The 21500-nt window shown below is 46.1% G+C and carries 17 protein-coding genes; 1 reads left to right on the top strand and 16 read right to left on the bottom strand.

Features of this window, described 5'->3' with window-relative positions:
- Positions 1 to 133: 133 nt before the first annotated feature.
- Positions 134 to 1075, top strand: a complete 942-nt coding sequence (locus ACTJLE_RS03295; RefSeq protein WP_481267415.1) for an AEC family transporter — start codon at positions 134 to 136, stop codon at positions 1073 to 1075.
- An 88-nt stretch (positions 1076 to 1163) separates the two neighbouring features.
- On the opposite strand, the gene ACTJLE_RS03290 is transcribed toward ACTJLE_RS03295, so the two are convergent.
- The 16 genes from ACTJLE_RS03290 to ACTJLE_RS03215 all read right to left on the bottom strand — a co-directional run bounded on the left by ACTJLE_RS03290 (position 1164) and on the right by ACTJLE_RS03215 (position 21140).
- Positions 1164 to 2624: a Maf family nucleotide pyrophosphatase gene (locus tag ACTJLE_RS03290; RefSeq protein ID WP_481267414.1), complete on the bottom strand. Its 1461-nt coding sequence runs from the start codon at positions 2622 to 2624 to the stop codon at positions 1164 to 1166.
- A gap of 42 nt (positions 2625 to 2666) precedes the next feature.
- Entirely contained in the window at positions 2667 to 3020 is a 354-nt protein-coding gene (locus ACTJLE_RS03285) for a toxin-antitoxin system protein (RefSeq protein ID WP_481267413.1), read from the bottom strand.
- Between the two features lie 10 nt (positions 3021 to 3030).
- Positions 3031 to 3339 carry a hypothetical protein gene (locus ACTJLE_RS03280; protein ID WP_481267412.1) on the bottom strand — a complete coding sequence of 103 codons (309 nt, stop codon included), beginning with the start codon at positions 3337 to 3339 and terminating at the stop codon, positions 3031 to 3033.
- A gap of 55 nt (positions 3340 to 3394) precedes the next feature.
- Entirely contained in the window at positions 3395 to 4516 is a 1122-nt protein-coding gene (locus ACTJLE_RS03275) for a homoserine kinase (protein WP_481267411.1), read from the bottom strand.
- A gap of 145 nt (positions 4517 to 4661) precedes the next feature.
- Positions 4662 to 6035 carry a homoserine dehydrogenase gene (locus ACTJLE_RS03270; RefSeq protein ID WP_481267410.1) on the bottom strand — a complete coding sequence of 458 codons (1374 nt, stop codon included), beginning with the start codon at positions 6033 to 6035 and terminating at the stop codon, positions 4662 to 4664.
- Positions 6036 to 6144: 109 nt separating this feature from the next.
- Positions 6145 to 7146: a CPBP family intramembrane glutamic endopeptidase gene (locus ACTJLE_RS03265; RefSeq protein WP_481267409.1), complete on the bottom strand. Its 1002-nt coding sequence runs from the start codon at positions 7144 to 7146 to the stop codon at positions 6145 to 6147.
- Positions 7147 to 7234: 88 nt separating this feature from the next.
- Positions 7235 to 8377, bottom strand: coding sequence for a D-alanine--D-alanine ligase family protein (locus tag ACTJLE_RS03260; protein WP_481267408.1), 1143 nt, complete (start codon positions 8375 to 8377; stop codon positions 7235 to 7237).
- 128 nt (positions 8378 to 8505) lie between these two features.
- On the bottom strand, positions 8506 to 9501 hold the full coding sequence (locus ACTJLE_RS03255) for an NAD(P)H-dependent glycerol-3-phosphate dehydrogenase (protein ID WP_119486950.1): 996 nt from the start codon (positions 9499 to 9501) through the stop codon (positions 8506 to 8508).
- A 213-nt stretch (positions 9502 to 9714) separates the two neighbouring features.
- Entirely contained in the window at positions 9715 to 10599 is an 885-nt protein-coding gene (locus tag ACTJLE_RS03250) for a lysophospholipid acyltransferase family protein (protein ID WP_481267407.1), read from the bottom strand.
- A gap of 43 nt (positions 10600 to 10642) precedes the next feature.
- Positions 10643 to 11506 carry an anchored repeat-type ABC transporter permease subunit gene (locus tag ACTJLE_RS03245; RefSeq protein ID WP_481267406.1) on the bottom strand — a complete coding sequence of 288 codons (864 nt, stop codon included), beginning with the start codon at positions 11504 to 11506 and terminating at the stop codon, positions 10643 to 10645.
- A gap of 12 nt (positions 11507 to 11518) precedes the next feature.
- Entirely contained in the window at positions 11519 to 12316 is a 798-nt protein-coding gene (locus ACTJLE_RS03240) for an anchored repeat-type ABC transporter ATP-binding subunit (RefSeq protein ID WP_481267405.1), read from the bottom strand.
- 66 nt (positions 12317 to 12382) lie between these two features.
- Positions 12383 to 14146, bottom strand: a complete 1764-nt coding sequence (locus ACTJLE_RS03235; protein ID WP_481267404.1) for an anchored repeat ABC transporter, substrate-binding protein — start codon at positions 14144 to 14146, stop codon at positions 12383 to 12385.
- 103 nt (positions 14147 to 14249) lie between these two features.
- Complete coding sequence (locus tag ACTJLE_RS03230; protein ID WP_481267403.1) at positions 14250 to 16595, bottom strand: choice-of-anchor M domain-containing protein; 2346 nt, start codon at positions 16593 to 16595, stop codon at positions 14250 to 14252.
- Positions 16588 to 17730, bottom strand: a complete 1143-nt coding sequence (locus ACTJLE_RS03225) for a TIGR03773 family transporter-associated surface protein (RefSeq protein WP_481267402.1) — start codon at positions 17728 to 17730, stop codon at positions 16588 to 16590. Before ACTJLE_RS03225 ends, ACTJLE_RS03230 begins: the two co-directional genes overlap by 8 nt.
- A gap of 12 nt (positions 17731 to 17742) precedes the next feature.
- A complete protein-coding gene (locus ACTJLE_RS03220; RefSeq protein WP_481267401.1) occupies positions 17743 to 20325 on the bottom strand; it encodes a choice-of-anchor M domain-containing protein in 2583 nt (860 codons plus the stop codon).
- Positions 20326 to 20585: 260 nt separating this feature from the next.
- Complete coding sequence (locus tag ACTJLE_RS03215) at positions 20586 to 21140, bottom strand: cysteine hydrolase family protein (RefSeq protein WP_481267400.1); 555 nt, start codon at positions 21138 to 21140, stop codon at positions 20586 to 20588.
- Positions 21141 to 21500: the final 360 nt, after the last annotated feature.

The raw sequence follows: 21500 nt of genomic DNA, 5'->3' as shown, positions 1-21500 counted from the left end.
CGTTATTTCCTTTACACGCACGTAAAGTTTTAATCGCTTCCACTTCAAAAAGTTGCGTAACGCTCCTATAGTTACAGCATAGGTTCGCAAGCAATTAATTTGCGCACGAAATCGCGAATTTAGGAGGCACGAAATGGGCTTAATCAGCGCTATGCAAGGCTTTTGCGTAATCGGCATTGTGATTCTCGCCGGCTATATTACCGCTCGCCTTCGCATCGGCGGCTCTCAAGCGCAGATGGTGCTAAATCGCGTAAGTTTCTTCGTTTCCAGCCCTTGCTTAATGTTCGCGATTCTTTCTAAAGAGCCTATTTTTGAGATTTTTCATTCCTCGATTTTTGTTGCGTTCTTTTCTGCGATGATTGTTGGAGTTGCGTTCGTATTGCTGAACCGCATGTTTTTCCACCTTCCTGCGGCCGATTGCACAATTGGCGCACTGAATTCTCTTTACTTAAATTCAAATAATATTGGCTTGCCGGTTGCCACTTATATTCTTGGAAATCCTGCGCTTGTGGCGCCGATTTTGGTTATGCAGCAGGCTGTGTTTACGCCTGTTGGTTTGACGGTTCTCGACATTACGACTACCGGCAAATTCTCGCTTAAGCGTATTGCTCAGCAGCCTTTGAAGCAGCCGCTTTTAATTGGATCTCTTGGCGGAATTATTATTTCGGCGATTTCGGCTAAAATTGGCTATTTTCCTGTGCCGAATTTTTTGTATGATCCGATTAAAATGATTGGCGATTCTGCGGTTCCTATGATTTTGATGGCTTTCGGCATGTCGCTTTACGGCAGCAAGCCGTTGCAGAAGGATTCGAATCGTGCTGCGATTGCGACGGTTGCGGTGCTGAAAAATTTGATTATGCCGATTGTTGCGTTTTTGCTAGCTTACTTTGTGATGGGTTTTCGTGGTGCGACTTTGTACGCTTGCGTTGTGCTTGCGGCGCTTCCGACAGGCCAGAACGTTTACAATTATGCTGCTCGCTACGGCGTTGGCTTAAGTTTTGCGCGCGACGGCATACTCTTTTCTACAGTCACCAGCCCGATTTGCATAGCCATAGTCGCCGCAATCTTGGGCTAATTCCCTGCACGCTTTCTGCCGCCACATAATTTCCCGGCAAATGTTTCCGCAGTACGGCAACTGCACCAATGTCTCCAAACCGCTGCACTCAAGCAGATCGTCGCGCAGCCAGCCCATCAAGCCGCGCGCGGAAAGACGGCCAATCCGTGCGCATCGCCGTCAGCAGCTTCAGCTTCTGCACATCGTCAATCGGCACCCACTTAATCTCCATGCTTTCGTCGTCGTGCGCGCAAGGCTCAACCCTATGCCCCGGCTTCTCAAACGCAAAAACCGTTGTGTAGCACCAGTTTCCGTGATTCTCGCAGTACGCTCCCACAACATCAATGTCTTGCGAAGTAATATTCGCCTCCTCAAACGACTCGCGCAGCGCGCCCTCAATTGCGCTTTCGCCGTCGGAAATCGCGCCGCCCGGAATACCCCAAGTACCGCCCTCCGCACTCCAAAGCGCGCGATGTTGCATCACAACATGCGTCACGCGCCCGGTCTCCTCATCTCGCCTAGCAAGCAGCACGCCAGCCGCGCCGTTATGCCCCCAATGCCTGCGCCCGCAATCGCAATGCACCCAGCCATCCCCCGGCTGATGCACGTTTTCCTTAGGCACCTCCGCACAAGCCGGATCATCCTTCGCGCAATCTTCCTCCACAGTATTCTTATTCCACAAATCCGGCCACGCATACCCAAGCTCGGCAACCATATTGCGAAGAAGCGGCAAGCTGATTCCAAGAACTCCGTGCGGATCTCCCTGAATTCCCTCAATAAAAGCTCCGCCAAAGCCTTCTAGCGTAAAGGATCCTGCAACTTCCAGCGGCTCGCCAGTTTCTACATAAGCGCGAATTTCCGCGTCGCTCATATGCGCAAAAGTTACGCTCGCATGGCTTGTTTTGCACACGATTTTTCCGGTTTTTGCGTCTATTAAGCAGTGGCCCGTCCACAATTGCCCAGTTTTTCCGCTCATTTGCTTGATTCGCGCTACAGCCACTTCGGGAGTGTGCGGCTTGCCGTAGCATTCGCCGTCGAGCAGGAACATTGAATCGCATCCAACGATTAGTACGCTGTTGCAATTGTTAGAAGATTTATTTAGATGATCAAAATTGTGAATGTCGAAAGTTTTTGTAGGTACAGTTACGCCTGAAAAATCGCGGGTTTGCGCGGTATCTACGTTATGCGTTACGTCTGCTTGGGAGTCGCTTGCTAGAGCGTTATTAGTAGAAGATTCAGAAGATTCAGAAGATTCAGAAGATTCAGAAGCATCCGTAGCACTTTCCGCTTCCAGCGGATACCCCACAACCAAATCGCCGCTAGCCGAAGCAGCCGCATCCGCCACACGCTTCCACGCGTCATACACGGCAGAAGCCTTCGCACGAGCCAAAATCGAAACGCGCTGCTCAGCGCTCAGCTCCTCAACGCTTGTGCCGCGTTCCCCGGCCGCATCGCGCAAAGCCGCCGGCTCATCCACTTCGCTCTCGTGAATCACAGGAATCACGCCGGCCGCCGCCAAAACAGCCCTACGCGCAGGCGACTTTGAAGCCAAAATCAACGTAACTGCCATACCTTACTCTTCCTTTTATCTTTCGCACAACCTATTCGCGAGTTATTGCAACGCCGCTTGCAGTTGGCATTGCTCATTATGCATCTGAGCGTCTCTCAAAATCAAAGATTGCAAATACTTACTTTTATTTGGCATGCCATCTCTTTTAGCGGCGCGAGAAATATATTCGCTCCAAGATTTAGGTACACGAAAACGCTCTTGAACACTGCTTTCACGCTTTTCTTTTGAATTTGGTCTTCCTGGTCCAGATAAGGATGCAAATATTTCGCTTGCATTGGAATCTTCAGAAAGCAGAGTTTGCATAATTTTTGCAGCTTCTTCGCCAGAGAATTGCATTACAGGAGGATTGTTTGGAGCAGACACATTTTCATCAGCTAAATTCTCATAAATATCCATGTAAATCACCTCATTTGCTCCACTTTTTCCAATATTTAAACCATTTATCAGTTAAATGCTCTACGTGAAACACAAGAAAATCTTTACCTTGTGGCCTCGCAAGTACCTCGATTAAATCATCTTGCCATGCACCCGGATGTCTTAAACATATAACCAGCGCAACAACTGTTCCTTTTGAACTAGGCGGATTTGACACATCATTAGGATTAACTAAGGCAAACCATATAGGCTTAGCCATAGCTTTTCGTATCTCTTCCTCATTTAGATGATCTTCATCGAAATGTTTGTATGCAGATTTGGGATCAAATCTAATAGCCATTGACTAATTGTACCACAATTTATTGACTTGATAATTCGTGAGCATTTCGCACAACCTATTCGCGAGTTATTGTAACGCCCGTAGAATCAACCGGCACGTGCAAAACGCGCCATCCGTCGCGCGAAAGCCACTGCTCCGCAATTTTATCGATTTGCGCGTCCGCGACTGCGCTATTTCCGGCATGGAATACAGCAACGCAAGAGCCGGCTCCCGAAATAGCAGCCGCAAAACCAGCATCGCGCAACGCTTCCACCAAATCCCACGAATCCTGCATAAGACTTGCGCGATACGTTTGATGAAGTGCGTCTTGAGTTGCTGCAAAAAGTAGCGCATTTCGAGAAAGATTTGATTTCACAGCATTAAATTCCGCAGCATCCGCTCCAAACATCCCAAACGCAACCGGAAGCATCGCAGCGCGCGAAACGTTAAATATCGCATCCCCATAAGGCACATTTGCCGGAAGCGCGCGCCTTGCAAGCTCTGTAGAAAGCTCGAAATTAGGCACAAATACCGACACGGAAATATCTTTCGCAACTTCGTAACGCACAGTGTGAAAACCTGCACAAAGCGGCTCTTCCGCGCGCCCCGACGCATCTTCTCCAGCCACGCGCACGGAACCTTTGCCCTCGCCCGCATCAAGCTTCCAACTCATTGTCAATCCGCCAAAAACCGCAGGAGCCACGTTATCCGGATGCCCCTCAATCGCGGCCGCAATCTCAAAAATTGCTTCGCGATTAAGCTCGCCTTCGTGCGCAAAAGTCCAAGCAGCCGCCACCGCAGCAACAATCGCCTCTGCAGAAGATCCCATTCCGCGCGCTTGCGGAATTTGATTACGCGCCTCCAAAGTGAATCGCAAGTTTGGCAGACCAAAAATTTTGCACGCTTTTCGGAAAGTTGACACAACTAGGTGCGTTTCGTCTTTTGGAAGCGTGTCCTCGCCTTCGCCGTGAATAACCACTCGCACATTCGGCGACTTTTCTAGAGCAGATTTTTCTAGAGCCGCTTTTTCTAGAGCCGATTTTTCCGCATCCGTTTCCGTAGCAAAAATTTCATCGCCTAAAGTAAAAGTCAAATAATCGAAGTACTCAAGCGCGATTCCGGCAGTGTCGAAACCAGATCCCAGATTTGCGCTGGTTGCCGGCACTTTAACTGATACTTTGTTGCATACTGGCTTCATACAATCTACCTACTTAATTAATTGATATTTGATTAAGCGCTACTTGATTACTTGTTTATTTGATTGCTGCTTATTTAATTACTTGCTTACTTATTTGCTACTTGCTTATTTGCTACTTCCGCGCTACTTCCACACTACTTCCACGCTACTTAATTACGCGCAAAGCAAGCGGCTTACCTAGCACAACGTCCAACGATTGCAAATCTTCGCAAATAGATTTAACTTCAGATTCTGCACATTCGCGCAAAAGTACGCGCATACTTCCAGGCCCGCCAAGACCGCAAGCAGGGCAGTCGCCTTCGCCTCCATTTTTCGCATATTCCGCCTCACACGCCGAAGCCAAACGCTCAGCCGCAACGCCGTGATGCTCAAAAACGTCCATCACTTCGCCGCGCAAAGCCAAAGAAGTGTCTTCCATATTGCAACGCACCACAAAATCTGCGCAAGTCTGCTCGCTCGCAGCCGGCACATACTTGTTGTACATTGGCACAGCAAAACCGGCACATCCGCGCACAATATTTCGCGCAGCGCACACAACATCTCCCACAACAGCGCTGGCAGTCGGAGCGCCGCCGGCACCGCGACCATAGAACATCAAATCGTCGGCAGCCTTCGCCTTCACAAACACCGCATTAAAACTGCCATGCACAGATGCCAAAGGATGCTCCGCGCCAACAAGCGCCGGATACACGCTAACGCTTACGCCGTTTCCGTCGTCGTCGCCACCGTCACCATGCTTCTCAACCGCCGCAAGCAGCTTAATCACGCGCTTTTCCGCACTCGCCGCCGCAATATCTTCGGAGCCAATCGCGCTAATTCCCTCAACAGAAACGTCGTCAATACTTACTGGCATTTGGAAAGCTAAAGTTGCCAAAATAGCAGCCTTATTCGCTGCGTCGAATCCTTCCACATCTCCGGTTGGATCCGCTTCAGCGTAGCCCTTTTCTTGAGCCGCGCGCAAAGCCGAGTCAAAATCAAGGCCGCGCACTGTCATTTCGTCAAGAATATAGTTGGTAGTGCCATTTACGATTCCGAAAATTTGCGTAATTTCGTCGCCAATAAGCGATTCTCGAAGCGGACGAACAATAGGAATCGCGCCTGCCACTGCCGCCTCAAAATACAAGTCGACTCCGTGATTTTGCGCGCATTCGTACAATTCCGGACCAAATTTTGCAAGCAGCGCTTTGTTTGCAGTTACAACAGATTTTCCGTGGTTCAGCGCGCTTTTTACGAAAGTATGTGCCGGCTCAAGTCCGCCAATAAGCTCGACTACAACGTCCACATCCTCGCGCTCGCACAACGCAGCCGTATCCGTAGTTAGCAAATCGCGATCAATCCAAGGCGCGTCAACTTCTTCCGGACGCAAACATGCAACGCCAGCAAGCTCAATCACAGCACCGGTTCTTGCAGCAAGCTCGTCTCGCTGCTCAACTATTAATCGCGCTGTTTGCGATCCAACAGTTCCAGCGCCCAGTAGTCCTACGCGAATAGTTTTGTTAGTTGATTGTTCGCTTGGCATAGTCTTCGCCTCCCTATAAGTCTTGGATTTATTTATATTTTATTTTGCGCGCGTCTTATTTTTGCGCAACCACGCAACCACGCAACCACGCAATCACACAATCACGAAATCACGAAAACAGCATCAGCACATTCATCATTATAGAAATAATCAAAAATGCTATTACTCCAATGCTTCCGTAAAGCGATTTGCGCCCGTCTTTTTTAGAAAGCTCGTTTGGTGCGTTAAAGAATACCAAATACTTGCGGCGGCGAACCAGCAAAACTATGCCAATCACAAGCATTGCAAGCATAAACATTCCGTAAATTCCAGCTAGCACGAAACCGATTGGCATTTTCGACAATTCCTGATTCGTAAGCTTATCGATGTCTATCATATTTCCGCTTGCATCCACCAGCTGCTTTTCCAGCCACAGCGCAACAACGCTTCCTTGGAAATTCACCAGCATGTGCAGCAAAATGCTGTAGCGCAATTTAGACGTACGCACGTACATGTATCCAAAAACAAGACCAAGCCCAAAAGCGTAGAAGAATTGGAAAATATTCATATGGAATAGCGCAAACACAAGCGCCGAGAATACAATAGCTCGCTTTTCGCCGTACACGCGCAAACGTCCAAGTATTTGCTTCCTAAAAAGCCATTCTTCCATAATCGGCGCAATAATTACCACGAATAAAATTGTTTCCCACAAATCTCCGGAAGCAACGATGTCGGAAACTCGATTTTCGGCTTTTCCGGCAGTAAGAAGTAGCGCTAAAGCAATTCCAATGAAGTTTCCAACGTACATAATTGGTATGCTTACTGCGAAGAATCCGCCAAATTGACGCAATTTCATTGTGAATTGTTTGGTTTCAACAATAGGCACTTTGCGCATAACAAGTATCGCTATTGGAAGCGCTACTAAATATTGCGAAATATCCGAAATTAGCATTGTGCCGAGCGAATTGCTGATTACATTTTTAGGCATAAATAGCGAGTAGCATATGCCGAGCGCGTACGCTATAGCAATCCACACAACCAGCAGCAGGCATAATGACATGCCAACAGTTCCTTGGCGTTTGCGTGCCATTAAATACGTATCGTCATGTTGCAAATCTTGCAAATCTTGCATACCTGTTCCTTTTTGTTATTTTCGAAATTACTTTCGCGAATATTTCTATTATTCTGCGCTTATTTCGCTTATTCCGCGCCAGATTTACTTACTTCAGCACTCCTTCAATAAGCTTTGTGATTAAATCACTGTAGCTTATTCCGGTTGCTTCCCACGCTTTTGGATACATGGAGATTGGCGTAAATCCAGGCATTGTGTTGATTTCGTTAAGAATTACGCGCCCGTCTTTAGTTACGAAAGAATCCACGCGACTAAGCCCACGTCCGTCTACAGCTTTGAACGCTGCAAGCGCAGTTTTGCGCACGCGCTCTAAAGTTTCCGCTGGCAAGTTCGCTGGAACTTCCACGTGTGAAGCCGCAGAATCCATGTATTTGCTGTCAAAATCGTAGAACTGGTCTTCACCAGCCTCGCGCTTGTCGAGCACAACTTCTCCAGGCCAGCTTGCCTGAGGCTCGTCGCCGTCGTGAGCTGCAAGAACCGCGCACTCAATCTCTCGCGCGTCAATTCCCTGCTCTATCAACACTCGCCAATCGTGCTTCGAAGCTTCAAAAACGGCTTCTGCTAAAGCTTTAGCGTCGCACGATTCAACTTTTGTAACTCCAAAACTAGACCCTGCTCGGCTTGGCTTTACAAAAAGCGGATACTCGAGTTTTGCAACTTCTACTTGCGCAAGAATTTCGTTTGCGTACGCAGCAAAATTGTTTGCCGAATCGCTTGCAAACTTGCGCGCGTCCAGTGCAATTCCAGGAGCAACATTAATTCCGGCAGCCTTAAAAAGTTGCTTTGCGTAATACTTATCCATGCACGCAGCCGAAGCCAGCACTCCGCAACCAACGTACGGAACTTGCATCATTTCTAGCAAACCTTGCAAAGTGCCGTCTTCGCCGTTTGGGCCGTGAAGAACTGGGAAAACTGCGTCAATATGACCCAAACTTGTAAGCGTACCGTCAGCTTCGCGCACTAAGAATCCGTCGGCTCCCTTTGCTGGGTCAAGCACAACATCGCGCGTTTCCGCGGTTTTTGTGATTACCGGCAGCTCGCCTTCGTCCATGCGGAAGTTGCGCGGATCTTCGCCACCAACAATCCACTCGCCTTGCTTTGTGATTGCAATTCGCAAAATCTCAAATCGACTTTCGTCTACAGCACTGAGCACTCCAGCAGCAGATATGCAAGAAATCGAATGTTCGTCTGCTTTACCGCCATACAAGAACACTACACGCTTTTTCGTCATTTTTTTCCTTTATATATTTTATTTTTGATTATTTTAGATTTTTAATTATTCCGGATTATTTTTAATTATTCCGGATTATTTTTAGTTATTTTCGATTATTCCGGATTATTTTCAAAAACGTTTTGCTTTTACTCTTCGCAAACGTCTTCATCGAAAAGCATTGCAAGCATTTCTTGGCAGGAGATTCCTTCTTCCAGCACGCGAGCCATTGCGCTTGCGAGCGGAGTTGCAACACCCAAACGCTTACCCATTGCAACTACTGCGCTTGTGGTTGGCACGCCTTCTGCAACGCCATTGCTTACGGCGGTTGCTTCTTCAACGCTCATGCCTTTTCCAAGATTTGCACCGAAAGTGTAGTTTCGGCTTAATGGCGATCCGCAAGTTGCAACTAAATCGCCAAAGCCTGCAAGACCTGCAAAAGTGCGCGAATCTGCGCCTTCTGCAACTCCCAAAGCCGTCAATTCTGCGAGTCCGCGCGTTTCAATCATAGCCGCCGTGTTCTCGCCGTATCCTGCGCCTCGAGCCATTCCAACTGCGAGCGCAACCACGTTTTTAAGCGAGCCGCACATTTCTACGCCGATTACGTCTGTTGACACGAATGCTTTAAAGTAGCTGTTTGAGCAAGCTTTTGCAACTACTTCTGCCTGATGCTTTTCTGCGCAAGCAACTACTGCTGCAGCCGGATGGCGAGATGCAACTTCCTTGCTTAAGTTTGGTCCGGAAAGTGCAGCGAAACGGTTGCGCGGTAAGTTCAATGCCTCGCACACAACTTCGTCCATGCGCTTGCCTGTTGTGCGCTCAATGCCTTTCATAAGCGAAACAACAATCGCATTTTGTGGAATCAAACCCACGAATTCTGCTAAAGCAATGCGCGCAAACTGTGCTGCAATCGCCACGACTACAATATCCGCGTTCGCCACAGCCTCAGCGCGATCCCCAGTTGCCGTCATATTTTCCGGCAATTTTTCTACGCTTGGCAAGCGCACTGCGTTATGATGATGGTCGCGAATTCCTTCGACGATTTCCGGCTCGATTGCCCACATCGTTACTTTATTTCCTGCGTCCGCAAGCACCTGTCCAAATGCAGTTCCCCAAGCTCCAGCACCCAACACAGTAACGTTCATGTTTACGCCTTGCCTTTCGGTTGTAATCCTTATTTTTTGCGACTTTAGTCTTTATTTTTGCGGCTTTTGGCTTTTACAGCTTTACAGCTTCATAGCTTTTGTTGCTTTTTACTATTTCTAGTATTTGCGACCAATCACACTATTACGCAATTCTACACACGCCGCTTTACGGGATTTTAAAAAGATACTTTATTTTATTCTTCTGTATATTTTTTATTCTTCCGTAACGCGTTTCATCTGCCTGTAATCGAAATATCCGGCAGGCGCTTTTTCGCCGCGAATTTCTTCCATAATTTGCGTCATGCGCACTCTAACGCGACGCGCAAGCTCTTCAGCAGATTCTATTGGAGGCAATTCTCCCCAGTTTTCGCTTCCCTTAAGCAAGTCGGCATAATCAAGCTGAGTATCGTAGCACATTACAACGTTTTTCTTCGGCCACGGCCACCAGTGGTTAATGCTTGCAGCACCCCACGTAACCGCGCAAAATAGCGGAATCTGATGCCCTAGTCTGCGAGATGCTTCAAGCGCAATAATTCCAATTCCCGGCTTCATGCTCATCGGCCATTTTTTAGGATCGCGCGTTAATGTGCCTTCTGGCCAAATGCTTAAAGGCCTTCCGTTTGTGAGGATTTTGATTGATTCTTCCTCAATTTCGCGCGCTTTTCCGCTTCTGCGTGGCACAGATTGCATGCCTACTAGCTGGAACCATTTGCCTAAGATTGGCCAGTGCGCAAGTTCTGCTTTTGCCATGTAGCGCGGTCTGCGGCCTTGGTGGAATAGCGCTGTCATTGGTATAAAAACGTCGAACATTGTAACGTGCGTGCAAGCTGTAATAAACACGCCTTCTTCTGGCACGTTTTCTAATCCCCACGCCTTTACTTTGCAACGCGAGCGCAATACGCGCGATGTTCCTTCGAGCAGTCTTTCGGCAGCTTTAGGATTTTGCGCGTCAATTTCTGCTTGGTTTGGCTTACGTTTGCCTGTTGGGTAGTAGTAGGTTGGGTCAACTAAGTTGTGTGCGTGCGCTAAGCGCTCTACTTGCTCATCGCTGAGTGGTTTTACGGCGCTTCTTGGCGAAGGTTTTCCTTTTGATACCATACGTCTATTGTGCCGCACGCTATAAACCTGCTATAAACCTGCGTTACGCTATTTTCTTTACACACGCCTTCGCAATCAGCCCGTGCTTAGGCGAGCACGCCCACGCGAGCACAAAAAGCGCTGTTGCCACGAGCACAATCGTTCCGCCTGTTGCAGTATCAAAACTCCACGAAATATACATGCCCACAATCGACGACGCACAACCAATAACCGGTGCCAAAACCATCATTCGAGGCAGCCTATCCGTCAGCAGTCGCGCAGTTGCAGCAGGAGTCACAAGAAGCGCAAGCACAAGCACATTTCCAATAATTTGCACGGAAACAACTACAGCAATCGCCACCAAAACGTACAACATTCCGTCTAGCCACGCAACTGGCAATCCCATTGCGCGCGAAGTTTCGCGATCCATCGACACGCACACAAGCTCTTTGTGGAACATGCTCAAAAGCGTCAAAATAATAAGCCCAGTCACAGCCACAACAGCAATATCGGAATCCGGAATGCCTGTAATTGAGCCGAAAAGGAAGGATTCCAAAGAGCCTGCGTAGCCCGAAGCTTTTGAGATTATTACGATTCCGAGCGCGAAAGCAGATACGAAGAATACGCCAATAAATGAGTCTTCGCGAAGCCTGCGGTTTTGGCTAAAAATAGATACGATTAGCGCGGTTGCAACTCCTGCGAGCGCGCCGCCAAATAGCAGATTTCCTTGCAATACGAAGGCGATTGCGAGTCCGGGAAATACAGAGTGCGCTACAGCGTCTCCAATAAACGCCATTCCGCGAAGCACAACGTAGCAGCCCACGGCTCCGCAAATTACGCTCGAAAGGCAGGCTACAATAAGCGCTTTTAGCAAAAACCAAAGGTCCGGATTTGTTAAGTCTTGTATAAATTCGATTGGCGATAACATTTACTTTTACCTCTATTTCTGCCCGATTACACGCTCAACGGCTTGAATAAGCGGATTTTGCGGAGCTACGTGGAAGGTTCGCACCCACTGTTCAGTTCGCAAATTTTGCGGCTCGTCGTCGCCAATAATAGTGCCGTCAAAAAGCATGATTCTTGAGCACGAATTAATAGAGCCGATTATGTCGTGCGAGCTCATAAGAATTGCTTCTCCCGACTTTGCTAAATCTAAAAACAGGCTCGTAAGTAGCTCTTGAGTTGGCATATCAAGTCCAGTAAAAGGTTCGTCAAGTAGCATAAGGCGCGGCTCGCCGGCAAGTGCGCGCGCAACCAGCACGCGTTGACGCTGGCCGCCTGAAAGTTCGCCGATTGTGCGATCTCGAAAATCAGCCATTCCGGTGCGCTCAAGAGACGCGAGCGCAATCTCATAATCCTCTTTTTTCGCGCGACGAACGTAACCAATATGCCGAATTCTGCCCATCATCACAACGTCGAGCACAGAAAGCGGAAAATCCCAAGCAATATCGTGTCTTTGCGGCACGTAACCTACGTAAGATACGCGCGAATTTACACTGTCTCCTTCTGCGCAAGGTGCATGCACTTCCAGATTTCCGGAGTGAGGAATCAGCCCCATGATCGCGCGAAAAAGCGTCGTTTTTCCGGCACCGTTTGCGCCCAGCAATCCCACGAATTCGCCGCTTTTAATACTAAACGAAACGTTTTTTACAACAGCGCGACTTGTGTACGACACACTTAAGTTTTGCGCGTTAATAACAGTACTATTTTCGCTAATATTTTTATTCATAAGTCCCATCCACTTCGCTATTACTTCACTATTACTTCGCTATTACTTCACTATTACTTCGCTATTACTTCGCTATTACTTCAAACATTTCGCTAAAGAATCCGCGTTCGCTCGCATCATATCCGCGTAAGTTCTAACTTTCGCGTCGAAAGCGTCACCATAAATTGGGCAAACTTTCACGTGCGCCTCAGCTGCCAGCTCTTTCAGCACGGATGAGCGCGAAATCAAATTCGGCTCCAAAAATACTGCCGGAATTTCCAAGTCGCGCAAAATCTGCGAAAGCCTACGCCTGTCTTGCACACTCGGCTCGCTTGAAGGGTTGATTGTTACAAATCCCGCAATATTTACGCCGTAAGCTTTACCTAAGTATGCAAAAGCGTCGTGCGTTGTGACTAAGTTGCGGCGCTCTTTTGGAATTGACGCAACTTTTTTGCGCATATACGCGTCTACGTCCAGCAGTTTGTTAATATATCGGTCCGCATTTGCGCGATATTTGCGAGCATTTTTAGGGTCGACTTCGCACAAGCGGTCCGCAATTGTGCGCACATACGCAATACCATTTTTTACTGACTGCCACAAATGCGGGTCAATATCGCCGTGAACATGCTTTCCAAGAACAGCTTGCGGAAGCTGATACAATTTTTCGCGAGCAGCACCCAAAAAACGATACCCTTGCTCTGCCGGAATCTCCTTCAGCGCATTAGTCGGCACTTCCACAACCACATCGCGAGGCGCATAATACACGCGTTTTGGCGCAGCAGAGCGCTTTTCTTGCAAAGTATCCACTCGGTACATAAACCCGCGCGACGCCAAATCGTATGCTAAATCAGCATGACCTTGATTCAAAACTACGCGAGCGCCACGCTTTTTCGCTATTTTCTGCGCGTTTACGCCAACAGCAAAACGCATTCTTGTATTACCTAAGCTTGCAACTCTTGCACCTTGAGCATCTAAAATATCCGCATGCCAGTCAAGCGTGTACTCTCCCGGTTTGCTAAAAGCCCAGCTTAAATGCGTGTGAGCATCCGCTGGCAAGTCCACGTGATCTTCGTCGCTAATTCCGTTTGCTGAATTTACGTAAGTTTCAACGCTTCCAAAAGTGCCTGTAAGGTAAGCGAATAATGCTCCAGGCCCGCTAACTTTCGTTGCAGTTAGGCGGATTCTGTCGGAGCGCTTCATGTTATACGCATTCGGTTTTATTACGGTTGCGCGCCCTTCTTTTGTTACTGTTGAAGGCGCGTTTGATTGGGAAGACTGCGGTGAAGACTGCGAAGACTGTGATTCTTTAGAAGATTCTACAGTTGCCGATTTAACAGTTGCCGATTTCATAGTTCCAGCTTCTGCTCCAACTTGCGCAGCCATGCGTTCTGTAGCAAGACCAAGCCAAATCGTATCCAGCGACACGTCTTCTACCATTGGAATAATATCCGCCGCATGTTTCACGCTTTCTTCCGCAAGCTCAACATTCGGCACGCCTTTTCGCAAATTCGCGTCAAGTGCGGTAATTACGCCGTGCTCCTCAAGCATCATGTAGTTGCTAAAAGCCACGTCCGCATACACAACGTCGCGAATTGAGCGCAATCGCGGCTCGTAGGAGTGCGGGTCTGCGTTATCCGGCACAATTGCGCTCACGTTTGCAGCGTCTCCTGCCACATTCGCTACCATATCGCGCAAAACGCCTGTAGTTGTAACTACATTAATTCGCCCGTCGCGATGCCCTGCGCTATTGCCACTATTCGCAGATCCACACGCGCAAAGCGGAATCGTGGTTGCAACAGCCAAAATAGCTGCAATTGCACGCTTCGCGCTTTTTCGCCCTACTAAATCAATGAATTTCATTAAATTCTTACCAAACTACAAATCTAAAAAATACAATCTTCCGAAATCTTCCGAAAATCTTCCGAAATCTTCCGAAACACAACTTCCGAAATTCTTCCGAACGCTACTTAATGCTCATAATCGCGCTAAGCAATCCGCCAGCAGAAATTAATCCGCGCTTTCGAAGAATAAACATTCCAGCTGCGCAAGTGCCAGAAATTGCAGTAATTCCAAGGCTTAATGCAGTGTATGCAACGGCAGGCTTGCGTTTGAACAATCCCACAATTCCTTGCGGTTCATCGTCTTTCGCCATAACGCTGTTGCGCAACTTTACATTCAAACCTTTAGAGCTTTTTTGCTTATATTCGGATTGAATTTTTTTGCCCTCTTGCTTGTTCATTCCATCCGTTAGTTTTACGATTTTGCTTCTGTTTCCAGCTTTAGATTTTCGCGCAAATCCGCCGCCAAAGTAGGAGGAGCTTGTTCTGTTTACGTATGATGGAGCAGTAAGTGGGGTAACTCCTGCGTTTCCAGCATTTTCAGCATTTCCGGAATTGCTTGGATTTCCACCTTTTGCGTTATTTTCTCCGTTTTTACTGCTGTTGCTGTCATCGCTACCATTGTCGCCATCAGCATCATTATTTTCGGAGCCAGACTCGCCTTCCGCTTCGCTCACAGAACAGCTCATAGGTGTTTCGAGCGCGTCTACACCAATCGCAAAATGCATATCTTTCTCAATCGTCTTGCCGTGAGCACTCACCGCAAAACGAATCGTGTAATAGCCCGGCTTCGAAAAATCCCAATTCAAATGCATATGCGTATTAGCCGGAATCGTGTAAGTGCGTTTTCCGTTGCTAGACATGATAGTTTTCGCTTTTTCGCCTAACGAGCCTTGCAACCAAATGCGCACACTTCCCGGCCCTTTTACAGATTTAAGGCTGATTTTGCTAGATTTGTGCGGTTGCAAATTTTGGTTATTCCAGCCAAGCCACGGAACATTTTGTTTCTGCGTTTGCGGTAAACGCCAAATATTACCGTTTTTTGCATCATTTCCAGCATAAAATACGACTTTACTTGGGTCTCGTCTTACGTGAGATCCAGTCACATCCTCTTGCACTGCAAATCCAATGCCGCTGCTCGAACCGTAAGTTGCTAAATCAACGTGACCGTTTTTAATTACTAACTTATCGCCTTTTATATCTTTAAATTTCGAGCATTTTTTAGTTGTTTTTTTATTCTTATTTTTAGTTTTAGATTGTTTAGAATCTAAATTATTTTTGCTAGATTCTGTTTCTTCTTCATTTTCTAAATTCTGATTCGCAAATCCCGCGCTTGGCTTTGCTCCCGGCCAAGGCGTTACGTAAACTCTGTTGTTATTTCCTTTTACAACAATTGACGTAGAAGGTTCTTCATTATTTTCGTCTTCATCTTCCGAATCTTCGTCAGAATCCTCGTCCTCATCCGAATCCTCATCTTCCGAATCTTCGTCGTCTTCATCTTCGCCAGAATCCTCATCGTCTTCGTCAGAATCCTCATCCAAATTATCATTTGAGCCCTTGCCTTCAGAGCCTTTCTTTTTCTTAGTATTAGGCGAGGTTCCATTCTGATTACCAGATTCTGCAGACTGCGAATTATCTTCGCCTGTGTCATACTGAGAAGATTCTTTAGCGCGCTTAAGATCTACTTCAAACGTGTAATCTTGCGTAGCAGTAAGCGTTTTACCTTCATTAGTTTCAGCAACTGCTTTTACAGTCAACACATACGTTCCCGGAGCTGTAAAAACCCAATCCATATGCACGTGAGCATGGCCATCCACAGTGTATTCGCTTGGGAATCCAGTTCCATCCGTTCCAAGATACTTTAGTAATCTGTTATCATCTTTACCAGCCATGTAAACTGCGCCATTTTTAGGCATAGTTGCGTTAGTAAAACTAAAAGTTACTTGTTTAATTCCCGAATCATCCCCCAAAGTTTCGGTAGAAACACCTGCATATAATTTACCTTCTTCCATTTGAGAAGGCAGATGATACACGTATTTCACATTCTGTTTTACGAAAGAAAATACTTCATTTTTTCTTACGCGATTTTTCTTGCCAACAACAAATCGAATAAGCGAAGAATTGTATCGAATACTATTTGCGTTGGTGCCCGGGAAAGAATCGCCTCTTGTTCCAAGCACAAGATTTCCGTTGGCATCTTTATAAGTTGCAAAAACGTCTGTATGACCTTTTTTTACTCTGCATAACTTTGCGCCGGCAGTTGCGCTACTGCTTGGTTTAGCAGCATTATTTTCAAGTTGAGCCGCAGCGCAAGCTTTAGCATTCGCCAATTCAGAGTCTGCAACAGCTTCGTCAGCATACGCACTACCGCAATTACAGCAACAAATAGATGCTAAAAAGCCGAATGAAATAATCGCACTAACAAGCGCACTAAATAGCTTCATGCACATTAAACTAGATTTTTTACGCATTGTTCTGTCCTAAATTATTAGAATTTACGGAATTTGCGGAATTTACGGAATTTACGCTCGGCAAAACTGTTGTTTCTTCAACCGGATTTACTAAATCAGATATAGCCTCGCGACGCGCCTTCTTGCTTTTCGCAACTGCAAACATCACAAACGCAATAATCACAATTGTTACAATCACAAAAATAATCATCACAATCTGCGCAATTGCCACAGTATCGTCGGATTTACTCGCTTTTTTATGATGCCTTCCAGCTTTTGTACCCGACTCTCCGTCTTCAGCATTTTCGCCATTATCGCTTGCGCCAGACTCAGAACCTTCTTCGTCTCCTTCTTCATTGCTAGAAGAATCTTCATCACCAGAATTAGCTCCAGCACCAGCACCAGCCGCAGCACCTGCACCTAAAGCCGCGTTCGGATCTGTATTATCTCCAACTGCAAAATTAAGCACTCGCGTATCGCTTACTGCTCTACCATTCTTCAACTTTCCCGAAAAAGTAAGCTTCACATGGTAAATGCCCGGCTTAGAAAACACCCAATTTACGTGAGTGTGAGCGTTTGTTTCAATCCAGCTATTCTGCGGATACCCTTTAGTGCTATCCCACAATTGTTGCGGATTATTATTGCCGTTTTCCAAATAAACATGCAATTTTCCAGGGCCGCTTACGCCTTCAAGCGAAAGCTTTGCGCCACGATCAAGCTCGTTAAGCACGCCGCCTTCTTGCGTATTCCAGCCAAGCCATGGCACGTCTGGATTTTGCGTTTGCGGAATTACGTAAAGTTTCGTTCCCGGCTTTTCGCCAATAAAGTTATACGCGGCATCGTTTGGCATTGGAATAATCGAGCTGCTGCCCAGCTTAAATACCACGTTTTCCGGGTCTCGCCACACAGGATCGTCGCCAGTATCGTCGCGTATCTGTATTTTCCAATGCCCTCCTGCAAGCGTTGGTCCAAAATCTGCGTGACCAGCTTGAATCATCACCGGCTGATTGCTTGTTGCAGCATTAGCAACACTTGCAAAAGGCGACGGCATAAATATTGCTGCAATTACCATAATTGCAGCAAATATTGCTGCAATAATTGATGTAGCAACGTAATTTTTATTCTTTGTAAGCATGTAATTCTTATTTTTTAACATTTTATTATCCTTCTAAAGCAATTTCATACGCGATTTAAGTAGGCACACACCAACGCCTGTTAATGTGCACAAGCTCACGCCTGCAGTGCCAACGGCAGCAGTAACCCACTTTGTTTTATGACTTTTTTCTTCCGTGGATTCTGCTTCGTCAAATACTTCTTCTGCATCTTCTGTGTTGTTTGCAGTTTCCGAAGCGTCCACATCTCCATTATTTTCGTCAGACTCGTAGGAAGCAGACTTCGCAGATTTTTTACGCTTTTTGCCAAGAAGCTTCACTTTTTTCAGCTTCTTTGAGCGTTTTGTGTAAGATTTACTGCGTTTCAATCCGCCTAATCTGCGAGAAGACTTATGCGCTAAGCTGCCGCCTCTATTCGCAAATCCGCTATTAGTTTGAGCTGACGCAGCTAACGGAGTACTTGCAGGTTTCTGCAGATTATTTTGTTCAGTGCCGGAATTTTTTGAATTATCTTCATTTTCACCAGACTGATCGTTATTGCCGTTATTTATAACTCCATTCGCGCTGTCACTTGCGTTTTCGCTTGCGTTATCACTATCGCTATCACTTGCGTTATCGCTTTCTTCAGACACATCTTCTTCAGACTTTTCATTTTCGGACTCTTCATCTTCAGACGCATCTTTTTCAGCTTTATTATTTTTATTCTTCTTATGTTTTTTGTTTTTCTTATTATTTTTATTCTTCTTATTTTTCTTTAAATTCTTGCCTTTATTATTTTTCTTAGCTTTATTATTTTTGCTATTTTTACGATTCTTACGATTCTTCTTACGATCCTTCTTATCGCTATTCTTCTTTCCATCATTATCTTCAGCAGAACCATCTTCAGCAGAACCATCTTCAGCAGGATTCTCCTCAGAAGGCTTCTTATCAGCAGGCTTCTTATCAGAAGGCTTCTTTTCAGAAGGCTTCTTTTCAGAAGACTTCAACCAGATTTGATAATCAGCAAAATCATTGAATTCTTCATTCCTATACAATTCGCCATTATCAAGCACAAGCGACGAACGAATAATGGCACCATCCATACTTTCGTCAATCTTCAAATTTAAGTTTCTACCTTCTTCTTTAGGCAAGTACTTAAATTTTGTTTCGCCTGCTTTTTTAATAAGCCAAACATGCCTTTTTACTATAGAAGTAACTTGCACATCCGGATCTTGCTTTTCGTTGTTAATAACAGAAACTCTTGGACTATAAAGCACAGAGCGCAGGTTTAAAGTGTCTCCAACTTCAAGAGGCTTCAACTTGCCAATCGCAGCAACCACAGGCCGACCGTCAGCACCGTGATCGTCTACAGCAATTCTTACTGTATCTCTGTCGTCGCCATAGCCCAGCCCAAGCTCTGTTCCAGCGCTTATTGTTGCGTTAACAAGCATTCCATTTAATGCAGGCTCTGCAGGAATAGTGAATGTTTTTTTAAAATCTGGTTCCCTATCCCCTACTGGCGGATTGTTAGTAAAATCGTATACAAAATCAGAGCCCATTTCGTCTTCGCGAATATACGTCCAAGATGGCGTGGTATTTCCTTTTCCGCGTACCGATTTTGGCAAATACACCGAAAGAGTAACTTCTCCGCCCGGCTCATAAGAGTGGTAATGCGGATGCGAGCCGGTATTCCTTACGCCAACAATGCAAATATTACTGTCGTCTTCCTTGCAATGCGTGCTGCCAGACAACGATTCTTCAACAAATTTAGGATCTTTTGTTGGAGGCACGCGATTAGGATTCATTTGCAGCGTTTCTGTTTCGCTTTCAACTGCGTGAGTTGCGTTAGGCTTTACGTTAAAAGTGTATGTTGCGTGCTCTGAAGTAACAGTTTTGCCGTTTTCTTTATTTTTTACTATTGTGTAAGCGCTAATTTTATAGGTTCCAGGTTTTGTGAATACCCAATCAGCATGCTCGTGGCCGACCATTGACTGGTGGATAATACCTGGCATTACAAATCGACTTCCGGCAGTATTCTCGTCGTCTTTATCGTGCGCTTCTAAAGATTTTGCAAAAGTAGCGTTACTGCTGTCGGTTTTTTGAGTCCACGCAAGAACGCGACCACCTTTAGGGCCTGTAATTTTGTCGATTACAATATCCGCGCAAGCGTTTACTGAATCTTTTACTCCTACAGAAAAACGCGAATTAGAAGAATCCCAACCCGGGAATACTTCGCTACTTTGCTTATTTCCAGATCCGTTCAAACGCCAATAACCTTTTGAAGCGTCAAAAGGAATATTACTAGCGTTTTTATAATGAAGATTTTCTGTGTAGTACGACGAATTATCGACCGTCATCGTTACGTTTTTTGGATTGTAAATTACGTTTCCGTAACTAAAGCCCATTTTAAGCTTGCTATCTGCGCTTGTTTGAAATGCGTAGAAGGCGTCAACGTGGCCAGATGCAACCGTTACGCTCTTATTTGGCAAGTATAAGTCGCCCTTAATTTCGTCGCTACCAACCCACACATGTTCAGGTTCGCTTTCTTCGGCATACGCTGGCAAAGCAGCGCTTAATCCGGAAGTAAGCACCGCAAACGCAAGCACGACTACACTTGCGGCAGCAAACGCGCGCTTAAACATAGACTTTGCATGAGTCATAATTATTATTTCGCTCTCTACACTTCATCTTTTTTTAGATCTTTTTTTCGATCTTTTTTGCAATCTTTTTTGCAATCTTCTTTTTTTATTTGCGCTCTTCTTTTCGCAAATAACTACTAATTACGGAAGATCTTGATAACGTCTATCTATAATAATAATGATTCTCATTAATAGCAAGTCGACACTCCGAATAAACAAAAACGCCGGCAGCTCAAAGCAACCAGCGTTATTAGTTAATATTTTAAAGCGACTTTAGTAAGTTAGCCTTCTACAATATCCGCATTAAGGCAAGTCTTAAAGTGACGAAGCGCCCACTCATGCCCTGCGGGATCAAAACTTGCTACGGCATCCTTATGAACCACAATCTTGAATCCAAGATTATACGCGTCAACAGCGGTGTGAAGCACGCAAATATCCGTGCAAACTCCCACCAAATGCAGCTCCTCAATGTGGCGTTCGCGAAGCTTAATCAGCAAATCGGTGCCGTTGAACGACGAGTAGCGGGTCTTGTGAATGTAGTACACGTTGCTTTTATCTTTATTCGACTCGTAAAAATCGCCAAGCGTGCCGTATAGCTGCTGGCCATGCGTTCCAGCAATGTTATGAGGTGGGAAAAGCTTAGTTTCAGGATGATACGGATCGTTCAAATGATGCGTGTCGATTGCAAAAACCACAAACTCGCCAGCGTCAAGAAACTCCTGCGAAATCTCAGTAATGCGCTTCTCGAGCTTTTGCGCAGGCTCGCCTACTGTAAGAGAGCCGTCGCTTGCAACGAAATCATTCGTGTAATCAATGTTAATAAGGGCTTTATTCATACCTACTCCTTGTATGAAAATTACAGAATAATCGCTAATAGCGTAATCGCAAAAGCACACGCTTTAGTTACAATATTCCGCATTTTTGATTACTTAACTTTATTTCAATTGATAGCCCAATTATCAACTCAATTGCTGGCCCAATTGCAATCGGCGCAATACCTTGCCGACTACCCTTATTTAATCACTACCTTTCGGCAAATATAGCCATGGAACATTTGCCGTAAGTTTTCCTCGCGTTTGGAGCGTGTTGGCGCGTGTTGCGCTCCATTTGCGCGCATACTTCCTCGCTTTTGTGTACTTAGGTTGGGTGTAAGTCCACAAACGCGCGCACACTTCCTCGGTTTTGTGTACTTAGGT

The organism is Gardnerella sp. CCPDSM (assembly GCF_056754715.1).
This window is presented reverse-complemented; position numbering and strand designations above follow the sequence as displayed.

Coding starts and splice junctions, on each gene's coding strand:
- ACTJLE_RS03295 (WP_481267415.1), top strand. CDS start 134: ATGGGCTTAATCAGCGCTATGCAAGGCTTTTGCGTAATCGGCATTGTG.
- ACTJLE_RS03290 (WP_481267414.1), bottom strand. CDS start 2,624: ATGGCAGTTACGTTGATTTTGGCTTCAAAGTCGCCTGCGCGTAGGGCT.
- ACTJLE_RS03285 (WP_481267413.1), bottom strand. CDS start 3,020: ATGGATATTTATGAGAATTTAGCTGATGAAAATGTGTCTGCTCCAAAC.
- ACTJLE_RS03280 (WP_481267412.1), bottom strand. CDS start 3,339: ATGGCTATTAGATTTGATCCCAAATCTGCATACAAACATTTCGATGAA.
- ACTJLE_RS03275 (WP_481267411.1), bottom strand. CDS start 4,516: ATGAAGCCAGTATGCAACAAAGTATCAGTTAAAGTGCCGGCAACCAGC.
- ACTJLE_RS03270 (WP_481267410.1), bottom strand. CDS start 6,035: ATGCCAAGCGAACAATCAACTAACAAAACTATTCGCGTAGGACTACTG.
- ACTJLE_RS03265 (WP_481267409.1), bottom strand. CDS start 7,146: ATGCAAGATTTGCAAGATTTGCAACATGACGATACGTATTTAATGGCA.
- ACTJLE_RS03260 (WP_481267408.1), bottom strand. CDS start 8,377: ATGACGAAAAAGCGTGTAGTGTTCTTGTATGGCGGTAAAGCAGACGAA.
- ACTJLE_RS03255 (WP_119486950.1), bottom strand. CDS start 9,501: ATGAACGTTACTGTGTTGGGTGCTGGAGCTTGGGGAACTGCATTTGGA.
- ACTJLE_RS03250 (WP_481267407.1), bottom strand. CDS start 10,599: ATGGTATCAAAAGGAAAACCTTCGCCAAGAAGCGCCGTAAAACCACTC.
- ACTJLE_RS03245 (WP_481267406.1), bottom strand. CDS start 11,506: ATGTTATCGCCAATCGAATTTATACAAGACTTAACAAATCCGGACCTT.
- ACTJLE_RS03240 (WP_481267405.1), bottom strand. CDS start 12,316: ATGGGACTTATGAATAAAAATATTAGCGAAAATAGTACTGTTATTAAC.
- ACTJLE_RS03235 (WP_481267404.1), bottom strand. CDS start 14,146: ATGAAATTCATTGATTTAGTAGGGCGAAAAAGCGCGAAGCGTGCAATT.
- ACTJLE_RS03230 (WP_481267403.1), bottom strand. CDS start 16,595: ATGCGTAAAAAATCTAGTTTAATGTGCATGAAGCTATTTAGTGCGCTT.
- ACTJLE_RS03225 (WP_481267402.1), bottom strand. CDS start 17,730: ATGTTAAAAAATAAGAATTACATGCTTACAAAGAATAAAAATTACGTT.
- ACTJLE_RS03220 (WP_481267401.1), bottom strand. CDS start 20,325: ATGACTCATGCAAAGTCTATGTTTAAGCGCGCGTTTGCTGCCGCAAGT.
- ACTJLE_RS03215 (WP_481267400.1), bottom strand. CDS start 21,140: ATGAATAAAGCCCTTATTAACATTGATTACACGAATGATTTCGTTGCA.